This window comes from Allotamlana fucoidanivorans (genome assembly GCF_045788535.1).
GTDB lineage: Bacteria > Bacteroidota > Bacteroidia > Flavobacteriales > Flavobacteriaceae > Allotamlana > Allotamlana fucoidanivorans.
Genome location: NZ_CP074074.1, coordinates 889,651 through 906,211, shown reverse-complemented (window position 1 = coordinate 906,211; position 16,561 = coordinate 889,651). Strand labels below are relative to the sequence as shown.

Genomic DNA, 16,561 nt, shown 5'->3' with positions numbered 1-16,561 from the left:
CTTATTTTTAATACTCAGCAATGCACTTGTTATTTTCACATTTTAAGCTGGTAGGTGGATTTACCATAGCGCAATCAGACATTACTTCCCATTTGCTATTAAAGGCTTTTTCGTTTTCGTTATAACTTTCTACCAGTTTTTTTAGTTTTTCGGTATCTATAGATGTAGAATAGGTGATATAACTCCAAAATCCTCCACAAGGTTTGCTTCCTAAACCAATGTAATGACAGGTATATGATTCCCCGCAAACGGATGATGCAGCTAAAGTTTCAATTTCAGACTTCAATTTGTTTAACTCTACCTGTGCTGTTTCTTGAGTAAGCGTTTCTTGATTATCATCACATTTATAAGCCAATAGAGTAAAGGATAAGAAAGCAATTAAAATAATTGGTGTTCTGTTCATACTAAAGGTAGTTTTAAATTGAGATGTAAAAAAGGTTAAAAGGTTGCGTCTAAAAAAAAGAGCCATAACTACTGATATGACTCTTTTACTATTTTTTAAAAAAATTAACAGTATTCGTTATAGGCGTCTATTAAGTTTTCAGCAATTAGTTCGGCTGGACGGCCTTCAATATGATGGCGTTCAAGCATATGTACTAATTCGCCATCTTTAAATAAAGCCATACTTGGTGAACTTGGCGGAAATGGTACCATGTAACCACGTGCTTTATCAACAGCTTCTTTATCAACGCCCGCAAAAACGGTAAAAATATGGTTTGGTTTTTTTGCATTATTCAAACTCATTTTAGCTCCTGGTCTAGCATTTGCTGCCGCACAACCACAAACAGAATTTACTACTACTAAGGTAGTACCTTTTTTGGCTAGGGCTGCATCAACTTCTTCTGCAGTGTATAATTCTTCAAAACCAACGTTAGTTAAATCTTCGCGCATTGGTTTTACTAATTCTGCTGGATACATATTTTAAATTTTTAGTTTAACAATTTTTTTGAGTTGCAAAGATACCAATTGTGTAACAAATCTATAAAACAATCAACCAACAAATATTATATTTGAGAATAATTAAAATCTATAAACATACATGAGTTTTTCTAAATGGATTGGTGGTGCTTTAGGCTGGTCTTTTGGTGGTCCAATTGGTGCTATTATTGGCTTGGCTGTTGGTAGTTTGGTTGATTCTTTCGGGAAAGCAGAAGGTGGTTCTTTTTTTGATACTAGTGAACCCCGAAGGCCTACTAGAAGTAGGTATCATACGCAAACGCAATCTGGAGATTTTGAGGTGAGTCTGTTAATTTTAGCTTCAGTAATTATAAAGGCTAATGGGAAACAAGACAAACGCGAATTAGATTTTGTAAGGCAGCAATTTGTGGGTATGTATGGTAAAGAACGTGCCAATCATGCTTTTAAGCTGTTTAAAAACATTAATAAACAGAATATTTCTGTGCGTCCGGTTTGTTTGCAAATCAGACAAATGATGGATCATGCTTCTCGTTTGCAACTCATTCATTTTTTATTTGGTATAGCAAAGGCTGATGGTTTGGTAACAGAAGATGAAGTTCATCAAATTTATAAAATGGCAGGGTACTTAGGAATTTCAGCTAGAGATTATGAAAGTATTAAAGCTATGTTTTATAGTAATAGTGATAATGCTTACAAGGTTTTAGAAATTGACAAAAATGCTTCTGTTGAAGATATTAAAAAAGCTTACCGAAAAATGGCTAAAAAATACCATCCAGATAAGGTGATTCACTTGGGAGAAGAACACCAAAAAGGCGCCGAAGAAAAATTTAGGCAAGTACAGTTGGCTTATGAATTAATTCAAAAAGAACGCGGGTTTTAATGAAGGTGAAGTTTACTATAATTAACATATAATAATGCAAAATATTTTTGATTTAGAAGTAACAAATAATCTTATTAAAAGAATAAACACACTAGAGCCAACCACCAAGGCTCTATGGGGAAAAATGAGTGTAGATCAAATGTTGGCTCATTGTAATGTAACTTATGAAATGGTTTTTGATGATATTCTAAGTTCAATTAATAAGTGCAACACGAATATTTAAAATAGATGGGGCTAGCCCCATCTATTTTAGGCTCAATATTTATATTCGTTTTGGATGAAACATTATAAACAATTGACCTTACCACAAAGGTATCAAATCTCTGCGTTATTAGATGCAGGAATAAGTATTACTCAAATAGCTAAAACAATAGGTTTTAATAAGAGTAGTATATCACGAGAATTAAAGAGGAATACACCAAGTAGAGGCCGAACATCTGGTAAATACTTGCCAGAACACGCCCATCAAAAGACAAATGACAGGCATTGTACCAAAACAAAGTCTATAGCGTTGACAGATCAGCTTAAAGAACGTATTGCTGGATTAATGGAATATGAGAAATGGAGCCCAGAACTCATAGCTAAAAGACTTGCTAAAGAAGCTGAAACCTGCGTGAGTCACGAGACTATTTATAAATGGATATGGACTGCAAAACATAGCAATCATAGAAAACACAAACGCTACAAGAACCTTTACAAACACCTACGCCATACAGGTAGAAGGCAAAAAAGGAACAATGTAAAGGATAAACGAGGTGCAATAACAGGGCGCGTAGGCATAGATAAACGTCCCCAGGTCGTAAACCAACGTTCTCGCATTGGAGATATAGAAGTAGATTTAATGATGGGAAGCAACCACAAATCAGCGTTATTAGTAATGACAGATAGAACAACATTGATAACTATGATAGAAAAACTGGGTAGTAAAAATGCAGATGAAGTCTATCAAAAAATGAGTAAAAGACTCACAAACTTTAACTCATCTTGGATAAAGACCATAACTTTTGATAATGGAAAAGAATTTGCACAACACAATAAAATAGCGAAAGACTTAAATGTAAAAACATACTTTACAAGACCATATACCTCTCAGGATAAAGGAACAGTAGAAAATAGAATAGGCGTTATAAGAAGGTTTTTTCCAAAGAAAACAGACCTTAGAGAAGTATCAATCAAAAGAATAAAAGAAGTTGAAAAATTACTAAATTACAGACCTATTAGAAAGTTTAATTATAATAACCCTATTGAAGTCCTAAATAATAAGTGTGTTGCACTTATGGGTTGAACTCAGCTATTCATAAAAAACCCAATAGTTTAAAAAAAGCGTTGTTAAAGCTATTTGTAAAATCTGCCGTAGTGAATGAAAAACCTTATCCTAAAAATTCTAGAACCGCGCCACAATTTTTAGTAGCAAAGCAAAAGAATTTTATAGAAGAAAAAGAGCGTTTAATTAATTACCTAGTAAAAACTCAAGAACTAGGAGAAGGTTATTTTGATGGAAAGGAATCTCATTCTTTTGGAGCTTTAACCAAATCACAGTGGAATAATATGTTTTATAAACACTTAAACCATCATTTAACACAATTTGGTGTTTAATAAGGGTTTCTAATGTTATTGAAAGCAAAAAGCCAACTTTTAAAAGTTGGCTTTTTGGTATTTAACGGTTTATTTTTTAGATGCTTGTGTACGTTCTTACATCTGTTCCTTTTACAAAAACCATAACTAATTTTTCATTAGCGTTTAAGTAAGTCGCTCTTAATTCCCATCCTTCATATTTAGTGGCTTCAATAAGACATTTTCTTACATCTGGGTTTTCAAGGTTTAATCTTAATTCAGTAGCATGTGCAGTTACAGAAAGCAAAAGCATCAATGCAGCAAAAAGTAGAGTAATTTTTTTCATGAGATTTGTTATTTATTAATTATGTGTAAAATTATAGTTTACCTCAAAAAAAAATAAAAATTATAGTTGACTGGTTGTTATCTCTCGATAAATCAACCGTTTTACCACAAATTACTTCCTGATTATTGCAAAATTTGAGCTGTAGTTTAACTGTAATATCAAATTGGAGTATTTTAAGTCATCTATAATTCACAGTTTTTTTAAAATATCATAATCATTTTTAAACATATCAAGTGTTTCGGATGACACCACTTTTGTTTGATGATGTACGCCACTTTTTAATAAAATGTCTGTCATGTTTTGTGCTTTTTTATGTTTCCAAAAACCAGCTTTTGTGAAGCCAATGGCACAGATTTCGCCTTTTTGTTTAAAAATTTGTTTATGGTATACCCATTTGTCATCATACCCATCTAATACTAGGGTAATGGAAAACTTTGTCCATCGTTTTAGTGGTTTTTTGTAGATAATTTTTTGCGAAGCCAGAACACCAAACATGCCTTTTTTTATGGTGTTGTTATAAAGCTGAGATCTAAATACAATTTCGTACCTAATTAAATCCATGTAATAGAAATATTTTGAATTAGCCATATATCTAAAGGATTCGCAATCAAATAGACTTACAATTCGCTGTCTAGTTAAGTTGTGGTCGGGTTTAATGCGCTTCCAGAATAATCTAGAGCCTATAAAAATATAGAGTACATGTAACCAGTAGTAAATCATTAGTCTAAGATTTAATTGTAGGTTACGAATTGATTTGGAAGTTAAAATGCTGCATTCAATTTTCTAACGCAACAAAGGTTGATTTTTTTGTATGATACAAAGTACATTTTTTAGTTCAGAATCTATAATTTCTTTAGGCGTTTTATAACCTAACCCGTTGTGCATTTAGAAAAAGTTGTGCAAACTGGACTTGCGACAAAAAACTGGACAAATAGTTGAATGAATAAGCAGCTAGTTTAAGGTTATACATGTTTAATTCAAATCCGCTATTAGCTAGTGCATCAAAGAGGCGTTCTAAATACTATGCATATTATCATTGCACTAAACCCTGTGGAACGCGCTACAAGCGGAAGACGTAGAACAATGGTTTGCAAACTTTCTTGGGGGAATTTCCTTGAAACCAAATGTTCAGAAACTCTTATTTAAAATGATAAAGGAACGCATAAATACTCAGACAGCACAAAAACATTTAGGCCATAAACACTATGAAGCCATTGTCAAAGTTGACAGTAAACTTATTAAACTTCAGGATTTATATATTGATGGAGATATTGGTAAATTAGACTATGAAACTGCCAAACAGCGCTATAATAATATTCTAGATGAACTTAAAGAAAAAGAAATTAGACAAAAGGAAACATCTGTATTATTGGATACTAACAAAAACGGATTAAAAAACCTCATAGCATTGAATTTCAGCTTGTTGAATCTGACATAGAACACAAAAGAAAGCTCCTTGGTTCGATATTCCCGAAAAAATTCCAATTTGAAAATAATCAAGTTCGAACCGCTGATATCAATCCGTTACTCTTAAAAATAGCTAGTATTAATAAGGGTTTACAAGGGAATAAAAAAAGGGACAAATCAAAAAAATCTGATTTGTCCCATTTAGTACTCAAGGTGGGAATAACGAGCCTTAATCTAAATTTTTTTTCAGACAAGTAAAATAAGCTGAATCATCAGTGTTTTAAAGGCTTATCGAGATTTATTCAAAGAAAATAGTTTAAATAAATTAAAAGGAATTCAATAAAATTAATTATTTTTCGGCAAAATGTCGGCAAAAAAATATTGATGCTTTGAATCTCAAATATTTCATAATTAAAGGTAAAAATAAATACTTGAGTATTTATGTTAGGTTTTGGGATAGCAAACGAATTGACCAAAAAACAAAAACAGGAATAAGCGTTATATACAACGATTGGTCAGAGCGTAAACAAAGAATTAAAGTTAAACCAACAAAAGATAATGATGCTGATTATTTGAATAATAATTTAGATGAATTAGAAAAGTTCGTTATTCGAAAGTACAACCGTAATTTTTCCAGTGGTGAGTTTATTTCAAAAACTTGGTTAAAGGAAACTGTTAAGGAATTTCATGGACGTGTAGATAGCAATGAAGAACATAAGGCCTATTTGGTCTCTTGGGTAGAAAAATTTGTTACAGAAGCTCCATCTAGATTGTATCGTGGAAAACAGATTAAACCAAGGTCAGTAAAAAATTATACAACGACACTTAATAAGCTAAAAGACTTCGAGAAATACCAAAAGAAGCGTTATCGATTTGAAGAACTTGATTTAAGTTTTCATAAAGATTTAATTAACTACTGTAGAAACGAAGAGAAACTAAATGATAATTCCATTGGGAATATCATTTCTAGAGTAAAAACCTTCTGTCGCGAAATAGAGTTAGAAGGATATCCAATTAGTCCTCAATACAAGAGCAGTAATTTTCATACGCCTAAAAATGAGACTTTTGATACTTATCTTAATGAGGATGAAATTAATAAAATTTTTAAACATGATTTTAGCGATAATGAAAGACTCGACAATGTAAGAGATTTGTTTATAATTGGGTTAAGAACTGGACTAAGGGTTTCAGATTTTTTAAGAATAGAATCAGAGAACATTTTAGGTAATGTGATTAACATAACCACACTTAAAACCCAGCAAAATTTAACCATCCCAATACATCCACAATTTCAAACAATTTTAGACAAAAGAGGAGGTGCATTTCCAAAGAAAATTTCGGACCAAAAGTTCAATAAATACATTAAGGAAGTGTGTAAAGAAGCAGAAATTGATACACCCACTTATGGTTCGGGACAAAAAGAAAATGAAAAAAAGAAATCTTTAGGTGTTTTTCCTAAACACCAGCTCATTGGCTCCCATTGCTGTAGAAGGAGCTTTGCCAGTAATCTTTTTGCTGCAGGAATAGAGACCTCTGTAATAATGAAAGCAACAGGGCACAAAACTGAATCACAGTTCATAAAATATATAAAACTCACTCAGAATGAACATATAAAAAAACTGAGTGAATATTGGAGTAATCAAGATAAGTAAAGAAGTGAAAAGTAAGTACAATGGAATTATAGATTCAATAGATTTTGAGGTTCTAAATGATGAAATTATTAGAGAACTTTTGAGAAAAGAAGTCATTTATCTGCAGCAAAAGAATAAACCAGCGTATGAGGAAGACGAGTTGTTTTTTGATAATTTTTGGATGGGTCGTGTCATTCGTTATAATTTTGACGTTTATTTCGTAAAGGAAGAGGTAGCTGTTGAAATTTATGAAGTCCTGAAGAAGGTTTTAGAGAACAGAGAATATTATCTAAATGACTATATAGTTTCTTTGGAATTGAAATTAAATCGATATCTGTTAAAAGAAGATAAGATATTCTTTTTAAAAGAAGAATATGAAAACATATATAGCGAATATGAGGACGGGTTAGCGGATGATGAATGTTTTGATAATGATGAAGTATATTTTGGTCTGTGCAATGAAAGACCAAATTCAGAAGGATGGAAGCGATATACGGTACAAAAAATTTTATGTAATCAATTCTTGTTACGACATCATCTTGTGAATGGAGAGTATGATTATTATGAAAGAGACTTTTTAATCAAGTGTTTTAAAGAAGAAGGTGTTTTTGATATTATCTCTTATTGGGAGGAATGGTTTTTCATTTCTGAGGTACAGTGTTTCTGTGTTGGTAAAATTAATGATATAGAAAAAGTTGGAAAGGATAATAAAAAGTTTAGACCTAATTCATCTAGATTTACTCCTCTTGAACAAATCATTTATATTGAAAAATTGAGAGTTGAAAGAAATCCTTTTAAATCAAAAAGCAAAGAGGAAAAAATCAATTGTTTGAATAAAATTACTGCAGGTATAAATTATGATGAAGAAACACAGTTAGAAACATTAGAAAACATTGTGGACATGGATCAAGTAACGTATGACGTACTTAATGAAAACGCTTCTGAATATGCTCGCTTATTGTTTGTTATTTCAAAAAGCTCGATGACTAATCTCCGTAAAGCCATAGGAGATTACAACCTCAGCCCTATATTACAAGAAAACGTGAAGACAATGGAGCAAGTTAAACGAAATGAAAAGTATAATAAAGCTCAAAAGAAGATAAAGGATGCCGAAAAGAAAATCAATTCATTGATTTAATTCTTTTTAATGCTGGGATGGTTATAAATACGTGTTTTCGGCAGTTTTTCTTTTTGAATATTGAATTTGATCAATTAGCCTTTATGTATTTATCAAATTATTCAAATATTCGGATTACTCATGCGAGATAGAATTATGCTATTTTACGATTGTAATATACCAATATTTAACCTTCCCTAATGGACTAATGGAATAAACAAACAAATATAAACTAGGAATTTTGCCGCCTTGGGTATACCCAGGGTATGCCCAATTATTAATCTTGATTAAGAGGAATTAAGTTTGTCATGTTAAATTTTAAAACATTGAAACATGAAAAAACAAATTCTTCAAATTGAAAATGTAGAATCTTCAGAGTTTATCCCCAAAATTCTCAGTGGATTCAAAAACCTACTTAAAGAACAAAACAAATCTTCTCAAGATGCTGAAATCCTGCTAACAAGGGAAGAAACTTCTAAAATGCTATCCATAAGCCTCGTAACCTTATGGAAATATACACGGGAGGGCATATTACCGGCATTTCGCATTGGGACTAAAGTCCGCTACAAAAAAAGCGATATTCTTCAGGCTTTAAAGCAAATGAATAAATTCTAAAAACAACCCCAATACATTCCTACAATGTACTGGGGTTTTATTATTTACTTTAAAACGAAAAGCGAATGCAAACTACAAAAAAAATCAACTCCACAAAAGGAGAATCAGCATCCATTATACAGGATGATGACAAAACTAATGAGGTAAGCACCTTATTTCATCAAACAGAGGAATACCTCTCTAATCACTATCAGCTCAGGTTTAATACCATTGCTCTTGACATTGAAATGGCTCATCTTGGGAGTGAAAAATGGGAATCCTGTAACGACAATTCATTATGGGTAGAGATTAGGAAAAAAGGTATTCAAATAGGTCAAAATGCTTTAAAGGCTATTTTGAAAAGTGATTATGTTGCACGATACAACCCAATAGCGAATTATTTCAAAACAATAACTGAATGGGATGGGCAAATAGATTATATCTCCCAATACGCTTCATATGTTAAACTAGCTACTAATGAAAATAAAGAGCAGTTTTTATATCATTTTAAAAAATGGTGCGTGAGAGCTGTAAAGTGTGCGCTCATTGAAGGTTATTTTAACAAGCAAGCTTTTGTGTTAACTGATGATGGTAATGGGCAGAACATGGGTAAATCAACTTGGTGCCGAAATTTATGTCCACCAAAACTGTCTAAATACATTGCTGAGGATATTAGCAATAACGACAAAGATTCTAGGATTTTAATTTGCAAAAACTTCCTTATTAATTTGGACGAGCTAGCCGCCTTATCAAAAAAGGAAATCAATCAGCTGAAATCATTATTCTCTAAAGACCAAATTAATGATAGGTTACCCTATGATTCAAAAAACTCAATAATACCTCGAGTAGCATCATTTATAGGCTCCACAAACATGTCAACATTTCTTCATGATGAAACAGGCAGCGTGCGTTGGTTATGCTTTGTAATAGAAGATATTGATTGGTCTTATAATACCGAGTTTAACATTGATAATCTCTGGGCACAGGCCTTTACTCTATCTAATGACCCCTATTTTATAGCTGAACTAACGCGAGAAGACCTTTTGGAGAATGAAAGACGAAATGATAAATTTCAATTTTTAACAGCCGAAAGAGAAACTTTAAATGCGTTTTTAGAGCCTAGTAACCCTCAAAACGGAGAGCACTTAACCGCCACTAAAATTACCACTTATTTAAAATCTCATTCAGGAATCAGCCTAAATAATGTTCAAGTTGGTAAAGCCTTAAAAGCTTGCGGTTTTGAGCGCACTAAAGTAAAAAACGTTCATGGGTATTACGTTAAGTATAAAGCTATCTAAACAACTTATTCAAGTTGCCTAATTCCTTTTAAAGACACTGTTTATCTACTCTGGTAGAGGGCAATATAATTGTTGTTGTATTTACCCGGAACAGGATACCTATGTCTTTTAGGGCAAGATTAGGCAACTTAAAAAACCGCAATGCAACCCTTTTAAACAAATGAAAATCAATAATTTAATACTAGGCAACATGAAAAGTGAAAAGTCAAACAACAAAAGAACAAACATATTGAACACTATTGTAAAAAACGTATTAAGGCTGCAAGATTCAGATCCATTTTTGGAGGCTGTGACTGTAATCATAAAATTTAAACCAGGGAAACGTACAACTCCTGTATTTTTTAATAAAACGCTTAGCTCACTGAAAGATGTTCGTACATTAATTCAATCGGTAAACAAGGCATTAGATTTTACCAAGGAGGAACATAAACGAGATGCGTCTTTGAATGAATTGAAACTAGTTCTCACAAAAAATAAAACATCAAATAGACAAGGACTGATATTTAAAATTGATTTAACTAAATAATTTACAAGAATGGAACAGATTATTTTTAAAGTAAAAACACGAGTAAGAAAAGAAATTAACTGGACCTTAGAAGAACAACGACGTTTTCCTGTTCATGAACACCATTTACATGTAGAAAAAACGTTTGATGTGGTTTATGATTATAAACCAACCAGCAAATTTGACAAAGTGAAGTTTATTCAATGGCAAAGAGAGGTTTTGCTGAATCATGAAAATGTTTTAGAGGTTCTAATTCAAGACTAGTTTGTAGTTTCTTTAGTATTTGATTAAGGTGGTCAACGCTCGTCAAATCGAAAATAAATTTAAAACAAAGTTCCGGTGTCAACGGGTTCAACAAATCTGGGTGAATTAGTATCAATGCCTTTTTTGTATAAATCCCTAGTTACTGCATGAGCATTAAATTCTTTATTTGTAAAACCATATGCCATTAACTCATTTAATTGTGATTGATTCATGCCATCATCTAACCAATCTTCAAGCAAATCATCAGACAAAACAAGAGGCATACGTTTTCTTTTATTATGAACTTCAGCAAAAAAAGTATTGGCCGCCACTGTTATAATTGTAGCACTATATAAATCGTCATCTAACTCATTATACAACCCTGCAAACAAAAACAAATCACCCTCTGGATATTCTTTAGAGGGTTGATAGCAAAAATGAGGTATGGATACACCATTTTGATGATGCGGTTCAAAAAAGCCATCACTTAAAATAAGACATCTTTTATCTTCTGCACTTTCTTTAAAGGAGTTTCTTTCAAAAATGTTTTCAGCAGTAGCGTTAAGTGTATTACTTTTTTTTCTGAAGGCTTCCGGATTGTGTGTTGCCCATTTCGGTATTAATCCCCAACTAGATGGATAAATTTTTTCTGGTTCATCCATTTTTATAATATACATATTACCGTGGGAAAATCCATTTAAATGATAATATGGTAAGTATTCTAGAGGTATTTCAAAATTAGCATCAAGTTTACCTAACAGATTTTGCTCAATCTGTTCTCTGTTTTTTCGCAAAGCTTTTGAATAGCACATGTATGTAATTTACAAAAAAGAATGTGTCTATTTATTTTAAATTTAAACAACTTCATTTACAATTAAAAAATACCCTATTTCTCCCATGCCGAAACAAAGGTGTCCACAAAATTTACAATGCGCTTTAGTAGTTTATCGCCTAATTTTTTACGTTTTAGTACTGAAGGTTTTTCGCCTTCAACAAGGGCTAATATTTCATCTCGTAACGGTTCTTTTTCAGAGAATAAATAATCTTCAATTAGTTTTTGGGTTTTTATGGCTGATAGATTTTCTTCTTTAACCAAAGAGTCAAAGGCCTTTGTTTGTTCTTCCTGCCAAAATTGGTCAAAGGCATCTTTAATTTCACTTGAATCAGGAATAAGCGGTAAATTTTCAGAAATAAAACGTTCTATCAATTCACGTTTGCTTCTTAAATGTGCTTCTCCAGATAGTAAATCTATAATTTGCTTTTGCTTTTGGGCTTTATCTTTTGGTGTAGCATCTTTTAATTCTGCTAATAAGCTCAGAATATAAGCTACATTAATTTCATCACGGTGTATAAGTTCTAACTCAAAATCAACATCATCGAGAATAGATACTTTTTCTCTTTGGTGATTGGTTTTCACTTTATCGTAAAGGTCTAAATATTTGCTTTTGTAATCTTCAAAGGTTTGTTCTGGCATGTCTAAATCATCCCAATCAAAATCGGTAAAGGTTGACATGGTATTTTTAATACGCATCAAAGCTCTAAAGGCTTTTACAAATTCCAGCTCATCATCTTCGGTTTGTAAATCATTAACGCTGTCAACCGTAGGCACTAGTTCAAGCAGTTCTTTATAGAGTTCATTAAAATCATCAATATAATTATCATATGGTTGCATGATAATTTCATCAATGGCCTCTTTATTACTGAATAGAGTAATGGCATCATCGGTGTTTTTCTTCAAATTTCTAAAAACAATAATGTTCCCTTGTGCCTTTTGTTCATTTAGTATTCTGTTGGTTCTTGAATAGGCCTGAATTAAACCGTGATACTTTAGGTTTTTATCTACGTAAAGCGTGTTTAGTGTTTTACTATCAAACCCAGTAAGGAACATATTCACCACCAAAAGAATATCAATTTTACGTTCTTTTACTTTTTTAGAAATGTCATTGTAATAATTGTAAAAAGAGGTACTGTCTTTGGTTGAAAACTTGGTGTTAAACATGAGGTTGTAATGCCCAATATACTCATCTAGTTTATCTCTGGTATGCTTTGTAGTGTAATCGGAATCTGGTTCAGCGGCTATTGCAAAGTTTTCTTCCTGCATAAACCCGTTGGCATCGGCATCATTTTCATTGGTACCAAAGCTAAAAATGGTTGCAATTTTTAAATTATGTTCGCCAGCTTCTTTCTTAGTCTGAAAGATTTCGTAGTATTTAATTAGCGTATCAACACTCGATACGCAAAACATAGCAGTAAAAGTTTTGTTGTAGGTTTTACGCAAATGGTTAGCTAAAATATGATCGGTTATTTTCTCTAAACGGTCTTGCGATTCCATTAACTCGGTGGTGTCAATATCTTCAACCTCAATATCAATTTCTGCTTCAGAGGATTTTTGTTTGTATCTGCCCACATATTCAACGGCAAATTTCAATACGTTTTCGTCTTTTATAGCATCGGTAATCACATATTTATGCAAACACTCGCCAAATAATTCTTTGGTAGTACGCTTTCCCAATTCGTTTTTCACTGCATTATCTGCAAAGATTGGTGTACCTGTGAACCCGAACATCTGGCTGTTGTTGAAAAATGCCTTGATACGGTTGTGTGTTTCTCCAAACTGTGAACGGTGGCACTCATCAAAAATAAACACCATACGTTCGTTTTGTAAGGCTTCCATTTTCGATAAATACTGTTGTTTGGAAATGGCAGTATTTAGCTTTTGTATGGTAGTAACAATTAGCTTGGTATCATCAGAGAATTGTTTTACCAGTGCTTTGGTATTGTCTGTACCATCGATACTTCCTTTACTGAAACTATTGAACTCTTTTGTGGTTTGATAATCTAGGTCTTTACGGTCTACTACGAATACCACTTTTTTAACGATAGGGATATTCATAATGATTTGACTCGCTTTGAATGAGGTTAATGTTTTACCTGAACCAGTGGTATGCCATATATACCCTCCGTTGGTTGAGTTTTTGACCTTGTCTATCATATTTTCAACAGCATAGTACTGGTAAGGCCTAAGCACCATTAGGATTTTTTGAGCTTCATTAAGCACAATGTACTTGCATATCATTTTTGAGATATGGCAAGGCTCTAAAAAATCAGATGTGAACCCGTTGAGTACGTTTGTTAGTCTGTTGTTTTCTATATCTGTCCAATAGAATGTTTGTTTAAACGACTGGTGTTTGTTGTTTGCGTAATACTTGGTATTTACTCCGTTACTGATAACGAATAATTGTACGTATTGGAACAGTGCAGCATTGGCACCAAAGGAATGCCTTTGGTAACGGTTGATTTGGTTGAAAGCCTCTTTAAGCTCTAAACCTCTACGTTTTAATTCTATTTGCACCAATGGTAAACCATTGATAAGCAAGGTAACATCGTATCTGTTTTTGTAAGTACCCTCAACAGTTACTTGGTGGGTAACTTGGTATTGGTTTTTACACCAATGCTCTGTGTTGATGAACTCAAAATATAGGTTGTCTCCATTATCACGAATGATGTGTTGTTTTTGACGTAGCGTTTTTGCTTTTTCAAATACAGAACCTTTGTTTAGAATGTTTAATACCCGGTCAAATTCTTTGTCTGAGAATGTGATGTTGTTGTGTTTTTCTAACTGTGATTTTAGATTGGATAGTAGTGCTTTTTCATCAGGGATAAGGACTTTGGAATAGCCCATAGTACCAAGTTGTTCTACTAATTGTTCTTCTAATATTTGTTCTGATTGTTTACTCATAATTAATTCCAAAGCGGTTCGTTTCTCCAAGATAGTATATTACCCTGATAGTCTGAGGGAATTCCTAAATACTGTACAGGTACAGTAGGATATTTATTAAATAAATCTTCTAAATTATTTGATAGGTTATTATTGGGGTTTGCCCTATTAAGCATGTATTTTATTACCGATAAAAAATAAAACACACGTTTGTTATTTTCAAAACCTTTGCCTATCCAATCGCCTTTGGGTTTTAATAACCTCATAGGTTCAATGGCTAAATCTCTATTCCAAAGTCTAGAATGATGTGCACATAAGTTTCTAACATAGGTTAAACTATGCAACCAAGAAGTAAATACTCTATAATGCACACCAAAATAACTGGCAATACGCTTTTTGTCTTCAACCTGCTTTAAGCCACGATAAAAATGAGACAACTCTCCCATAGTTAATAACTCAAAACACATCCAGGCAGGTGGGTTGGCAGGAGACTCGTAAGTATCTGTATAATGTTTTATAAACACTTCAGGTTTGCGGGCTGTTTTGGCTTTTGAAATAATGTTCTGTAAATCTGTGTATGGGTCTACCAAACGACCTACTTTGTTACGGTATGGATTTACAAAATGCGTTTGGTTGTCTTGCCAATGTGCATCATTATAAGTTAGTGCCATACGGTAAGTAAATTGCGTTCTAATAGCAACTTCCAAACGTTCTATACAATCAAATGTTAAAAGACGAAGGTCTTTATCAAACATATATGTATGGATGATTTGAGAAAAATTTACACCAGCATTGAACGTATCTTTAACTTTTTGATAGGGTAAAAAATAAGCACTTAACCTATAATAACTGATGCTTTGCAGGTAGGTTAAAGCCTTATCGTAATCATTGATTGTTAAACCTCTTTGTTGAAGTTTGATTATTTGATCCTGAAAAGATATTGGTGGTTTGGTATATTTCTTTTTTGTCATAGCCATAGTCTTAAAAGAAAAAACCTTCCGAGTGTGCATTGTAAAGAGGCATGGAAGGTGTATTATTGTTAGTATATGTACTTTCTAAAGCTATGTAAACACGCACATATGCATGTTTTGATACCCCAAAATTATCACTTTTGTTGGTAATTACAATAGATATTAACATTTTTATTAAAAAACTTAACATACGCTACTACACAAACATTTGTTGTAACAAGCCTTTTTTGAAGGTTTGTGTGTTTTGGAGTTGGGTGTTTACCGACTCTATTTTTTTATCTATGGCTGATAAGAAGTTGGCTATTTTTTGTTGTTCCTCTAGGCATGGGATATCTATCTTAAAAGAATAAATATCTTTTTTCTGAATATTAGGTAAACCAGAACCAACTCTTAAAGACATTACTTTTAATTCATTAACTTTTAAATACTGAAACAAAAACAAGTCATATATGTAACCGCTTAATTCTTTTAAAGAATAACAATGACCACCTAACCAAAATTTTTGTGTTATGTAATTTATATAACCACATGAATTTCCACCTTCACTTATTGTTATAGTATTTTCATTACAATTATATTTGGAAGTATAGCCAGAAGGATTAATACCACCATTTATTGCTGGATATTCTTCATTATCAGATAATAGCTCTTTATTTAATTGTTCCCCTTTTTTAATCTGACAAACTTCTCCCAACTTTTTAGTTTCCCAGTTTGGGAAAGGGTTTCCGTTATCGTCTTTGAATCTGATTTGTTGGGAGAATATTTTTTGCATGACTCCCTTTTTGTATTGATCTAAGGCTTGTTTTTTTTGTGTTAGTAGGTCAATCTTTTTGTCTACCGAACTTAAGAAATTGGCTATTTTTTGTTGTTCTGGGAGGGTCTTCGGAATAATAAATTTAAAATTTCTGATAGCTTGAAAATTTATTCCTTCTCTACCACCACCTGCCATACCTTGAAATATTTGTTTACTTCCATTATGGGAACTAAGTAATAATTGAATTAAATAACTATTATTACTTTTTAAGCGAATAATACATACATGTTGGTTTACATTACCTTCAGAAAAATCAGATGGAACAACACAACTTCTACCAATCGAGCCACCAGTTATGTTAAGTAGAATGTCGTTAGGTAAAACTTTACTCCCTTTCATTGAGTTATGTATTTCTTGGGAGATATGAGTTTTATCTAGAATCAATGAATTGCCAATTACATTTTGGCTTCTTATAAACGGTATACCATTATCTTGATACACCTCAACACCTCCTTTTGGTGTTTTACCACTACCTACTTTTGAAGTTATATCATTAATCTTTTTTACTTCCCATTCTCCCTCAAACTCAGGAAACCTTAGCTGTGGTGTGTTTTGTGCTTCCATA

19 protein-coding genes are annotated in these 16,561 nt (G+C 32.5%); 10 read left to right on the top strand and 9 right to left on the bottom strand.

Annotation, left to right across the window (positions count from 1 at the left end; genetic code table 11):
• Positions 1–7: 7 nt before the first annotated feature.
• Together KFZ70_RS04305 and KFZ70_RS04300 are read right to left on the bottom strand one after the other, a co-directional pair.
• Positions 8–403, bottom strand: a complete 396-nt coding sequence (locus tag KFZ70_RS04305; RefSeq protein WP_139694717.1) for a hypothetical protein — start codon at positions 401–403, stop codon at positions 8–10.
• A gap of 104 nt (positions 404–507) precedes the next feature.
• Positions 508–918, bottom strand: coding sequence for a BrxA/BrxB family bacilliredoxin (locus tag KFZ70_RS04300; RefSeq protein ID WP_139694718.1), 411 nt, complete (start codon positions 916–918; stop codon positions 508–510).
• Between the two features lie 121 nt (positions 919–1,039).
• On the opposite strand from KFZ70_RS04300, the gene KFZ70_RS04295 reads away from it, so the two are divergent.
• From KFZ70_RS04295 to KFZ70_RS04285, 3 genes are all read left to right on the top strand, one after another.
• Complete coding sequence (locus KFZ70_RS04295; protein ID WP_139694719.1) at positions 1,040–1,798, top strand: TerB family tellurite resistance protein; 759 nt, start codon at positions 1,040–1,042, stop codon at positions 1,796–1,798.
• A 277-nt stretch (positions 1,799–2,075) separates the two neighbouring features.
• Positions 2,076–3,083, top strand: a complete 1,008-nt coding sequence (locus KFZ70_RS04290) for an IS30 family transposase (RefSeq protein WP_139698913.1) — start codon at positions 2,076–2,078, stop codon at positions 3,081–3,083.
• 71 nt (positions 3,084–3,154) lie between these two features.
• A complete protein-coding gene (locus tag KFZ70_RS04285) occupies positions 3,155–3,394 on the top strand; it encodes a hypothetical protein (RefSeq protein WP_407515965.1) in 240 nt (79 codons plus the stop codon).
• A 76-nt stretch (positions 3,395–3,470) separates the two neighbouring features.
• Here KFZ70_RS04285 and KFZ70_RS04280 read toward each other — a convergent pair whose 3' ends face one another.
• Both KFZ70_RS04280 and KFZ70_RS04275 read right to left on the bottom strand, forming a co-directional pair.
• Positions 3,471–3,698 (bottom strand): hypothetical protein, encoded by a 228-nt coding sequence (locus KFZ70_RS04280; RefSeq protein ID WP_139698779.1) that lies wholly within the window; start codon positions 3,696–3,698, stop codon positions 3,471–3,473.
• Positions 3,699–3,887: 189 nt separating this feature from the next.
• Positions 3,888–4,418, bottom strand: coding sequence for a thioesterase family protein (locus tag KFZ70_RS04275; protein ID WP_139698780.1), 531 nt, complete (start codon positions 4,416–4,418; stop codon positions 3,888–3,890).
• A gap of 427 nt (positions 4,419–4,845) precedes the next feature.
• Between KFZ70_RS04275 and KFZ70_RS04270 the strand changes: the two genes are divergently transcribed.
• The 7 genes from KFZ70_RS04270 (at position 4,846) to KFZ70_RS04240 (ending at position 10,514) form a co-directional block, all read left to right on the top strand.
• On the top strand, positions 4,846–5,136 hold the full coding sequence (locus KFZ70_RS04270) for a hypothetical protein (RefSeq protein ID WP_139698781.1): 291 nt from the start codon (positions 4,846–4,848) through the stop codon (positions 5,134–5,136).
• A 400-nt stretch (positions 5,137–5,536) separates the two neighbouring features.
• Positions 5,537–6,757, top strand: a complete 1,221-nt coding sequence (locus KFZ70_RS04265) for a site-specific integrase (protein ID WP_139698782.1) — start codon at positions 5,537–5,539, stop codon at positions 6,755–6,757.
• The gene (locus KFZ70_RS04260) at positions 6,729–7,874 is read left to right on the top strand and encodes a hypothetical protein (RefSeq protein ID WP_139698783.1); all 1,146 of its coding nucleotides are present in this window, start codon (positions 6,729–6,731) and stop codon (positions 7,872–7,874) included. Before KFZ70_RS04265 ends, KFZ70_RS04260 begins: the two co-directional genes overlap by 29 nt.
• Before the next feature lie 312 nt (positions 7,875–8,186).
• On the top strand, positions 8,187–8,468 hold the full coding sequence (locus tag KFZ70_RS04255) for a helix-turn-helix domain-containing protein (RefSeq protein WP_139698784.1): 282 nt from the start codon (positions 8,187–8,189) through the stop codon (positions 8,466–8,468).
• Positions 8,469–8,533: 65 nt separating this feature from the next.
• Positions 8,534–9,745 (top strand): VapE domain-containing protein, encoded by a 1,212-nt coding sequence (locus KFZ70_RS04250; RefSeq protein WP_139698785.1) that lies wholly within the window; start codon positions 8,534–8,536, stop codon positions 9,743–9,745.
• 190 nt (positions 9,746–9,935) lie between these two features.
• On the top strand, positions 9,936–10,271 hold the full coding sequence (locus KFZ70_RS04245; protein WP_233244105.1) for a hypothetical protein: 336 nt from the start codon (positions 9,936–9,938) through the stop codon (positions 10,269–10,271).
• A 9-nt stretch (positions 10,272–10,280) separates the two neighbouring features.
• The gene (locus tag KFZ70_RS04240) at positions 10,281–10,514 is read left to right on the top strand and encodes a hypothetical protein (RefSeq protein WP_139698787.1); all 234 of its coding nucleotides are present in this window, start codon (positions 10,281–10,283) and stop codon (positions 10,512–10,514) included.
• Between the two features lie 59 nt (positions 10,515–10,573).
• Here KFZ70_RS04240 and KFZ70_RS04235 read toward each other — a convergent pair whose 3' ends face one another.
• The 5 genes from KFZ70_RS04235 to KFZ70_RS04215 form a co-directional block, all read right to left on the bottom strand.
• Positions 10,574–11,305 (bottom strand): SOS response-associated peptidase, encoded by a 732-nt coding sequence (locus KFZ70_RS04235; RefSeq protein WP_139698788.1) that lies wholly within the window; start codon positions 11,303–11,305, stop codon positions 10,574–10,576.
• A gap of 74 nt (positions 11,306–11,379) precedes the next feature.
• Entirely contained in the window at positions 11,380–14,232 is a 2,853-nt protein-coding gene (locus KFZ70_RS04230; RefSeq protein WP_139698789.1) for a type I restriction endonuclease subunit R, read from the bottom strand.
• A gap of 2 nt (positions 14,233–14,234) precedes the next feature.
• On the bottom strand, positions 14,235–15,182 hold the full coding sequence (locus KFZ70_RS04225; RefSeq protein WP_139698790.1) for an Abi family protein: 948 nt from the start codon (positions 15,180–15,182) through the stop codon (positions 14,235–14,237).
• A gap of 10 nt (positions 15,183–15,192) precedes the next feature.
• Positions 15,193–15,351 (bottom strand): hypothetical protein, encoded by a 159-nt coding sequence (locus tag KFZ70_RS04220; protein ID WP_407515960.1) that lies wholly within the window; start codon positions 15,349–15,351, stop codon positions 15,193–15,195.
• Between the two features lie 27 nt (positions 15,352–15,378).
• A complete protein-coding gene (locus KFZ70_RS04215; RefSeq protein ID WP_139698791.1) occupies positions 15,379–16,560 on the bottom strand; it encodes a restriction endonuclease subunit S in 1,182 nt (393 codons plus the stop codon).
• Position 16,561 lies beyond the last annotated feature (1 nt).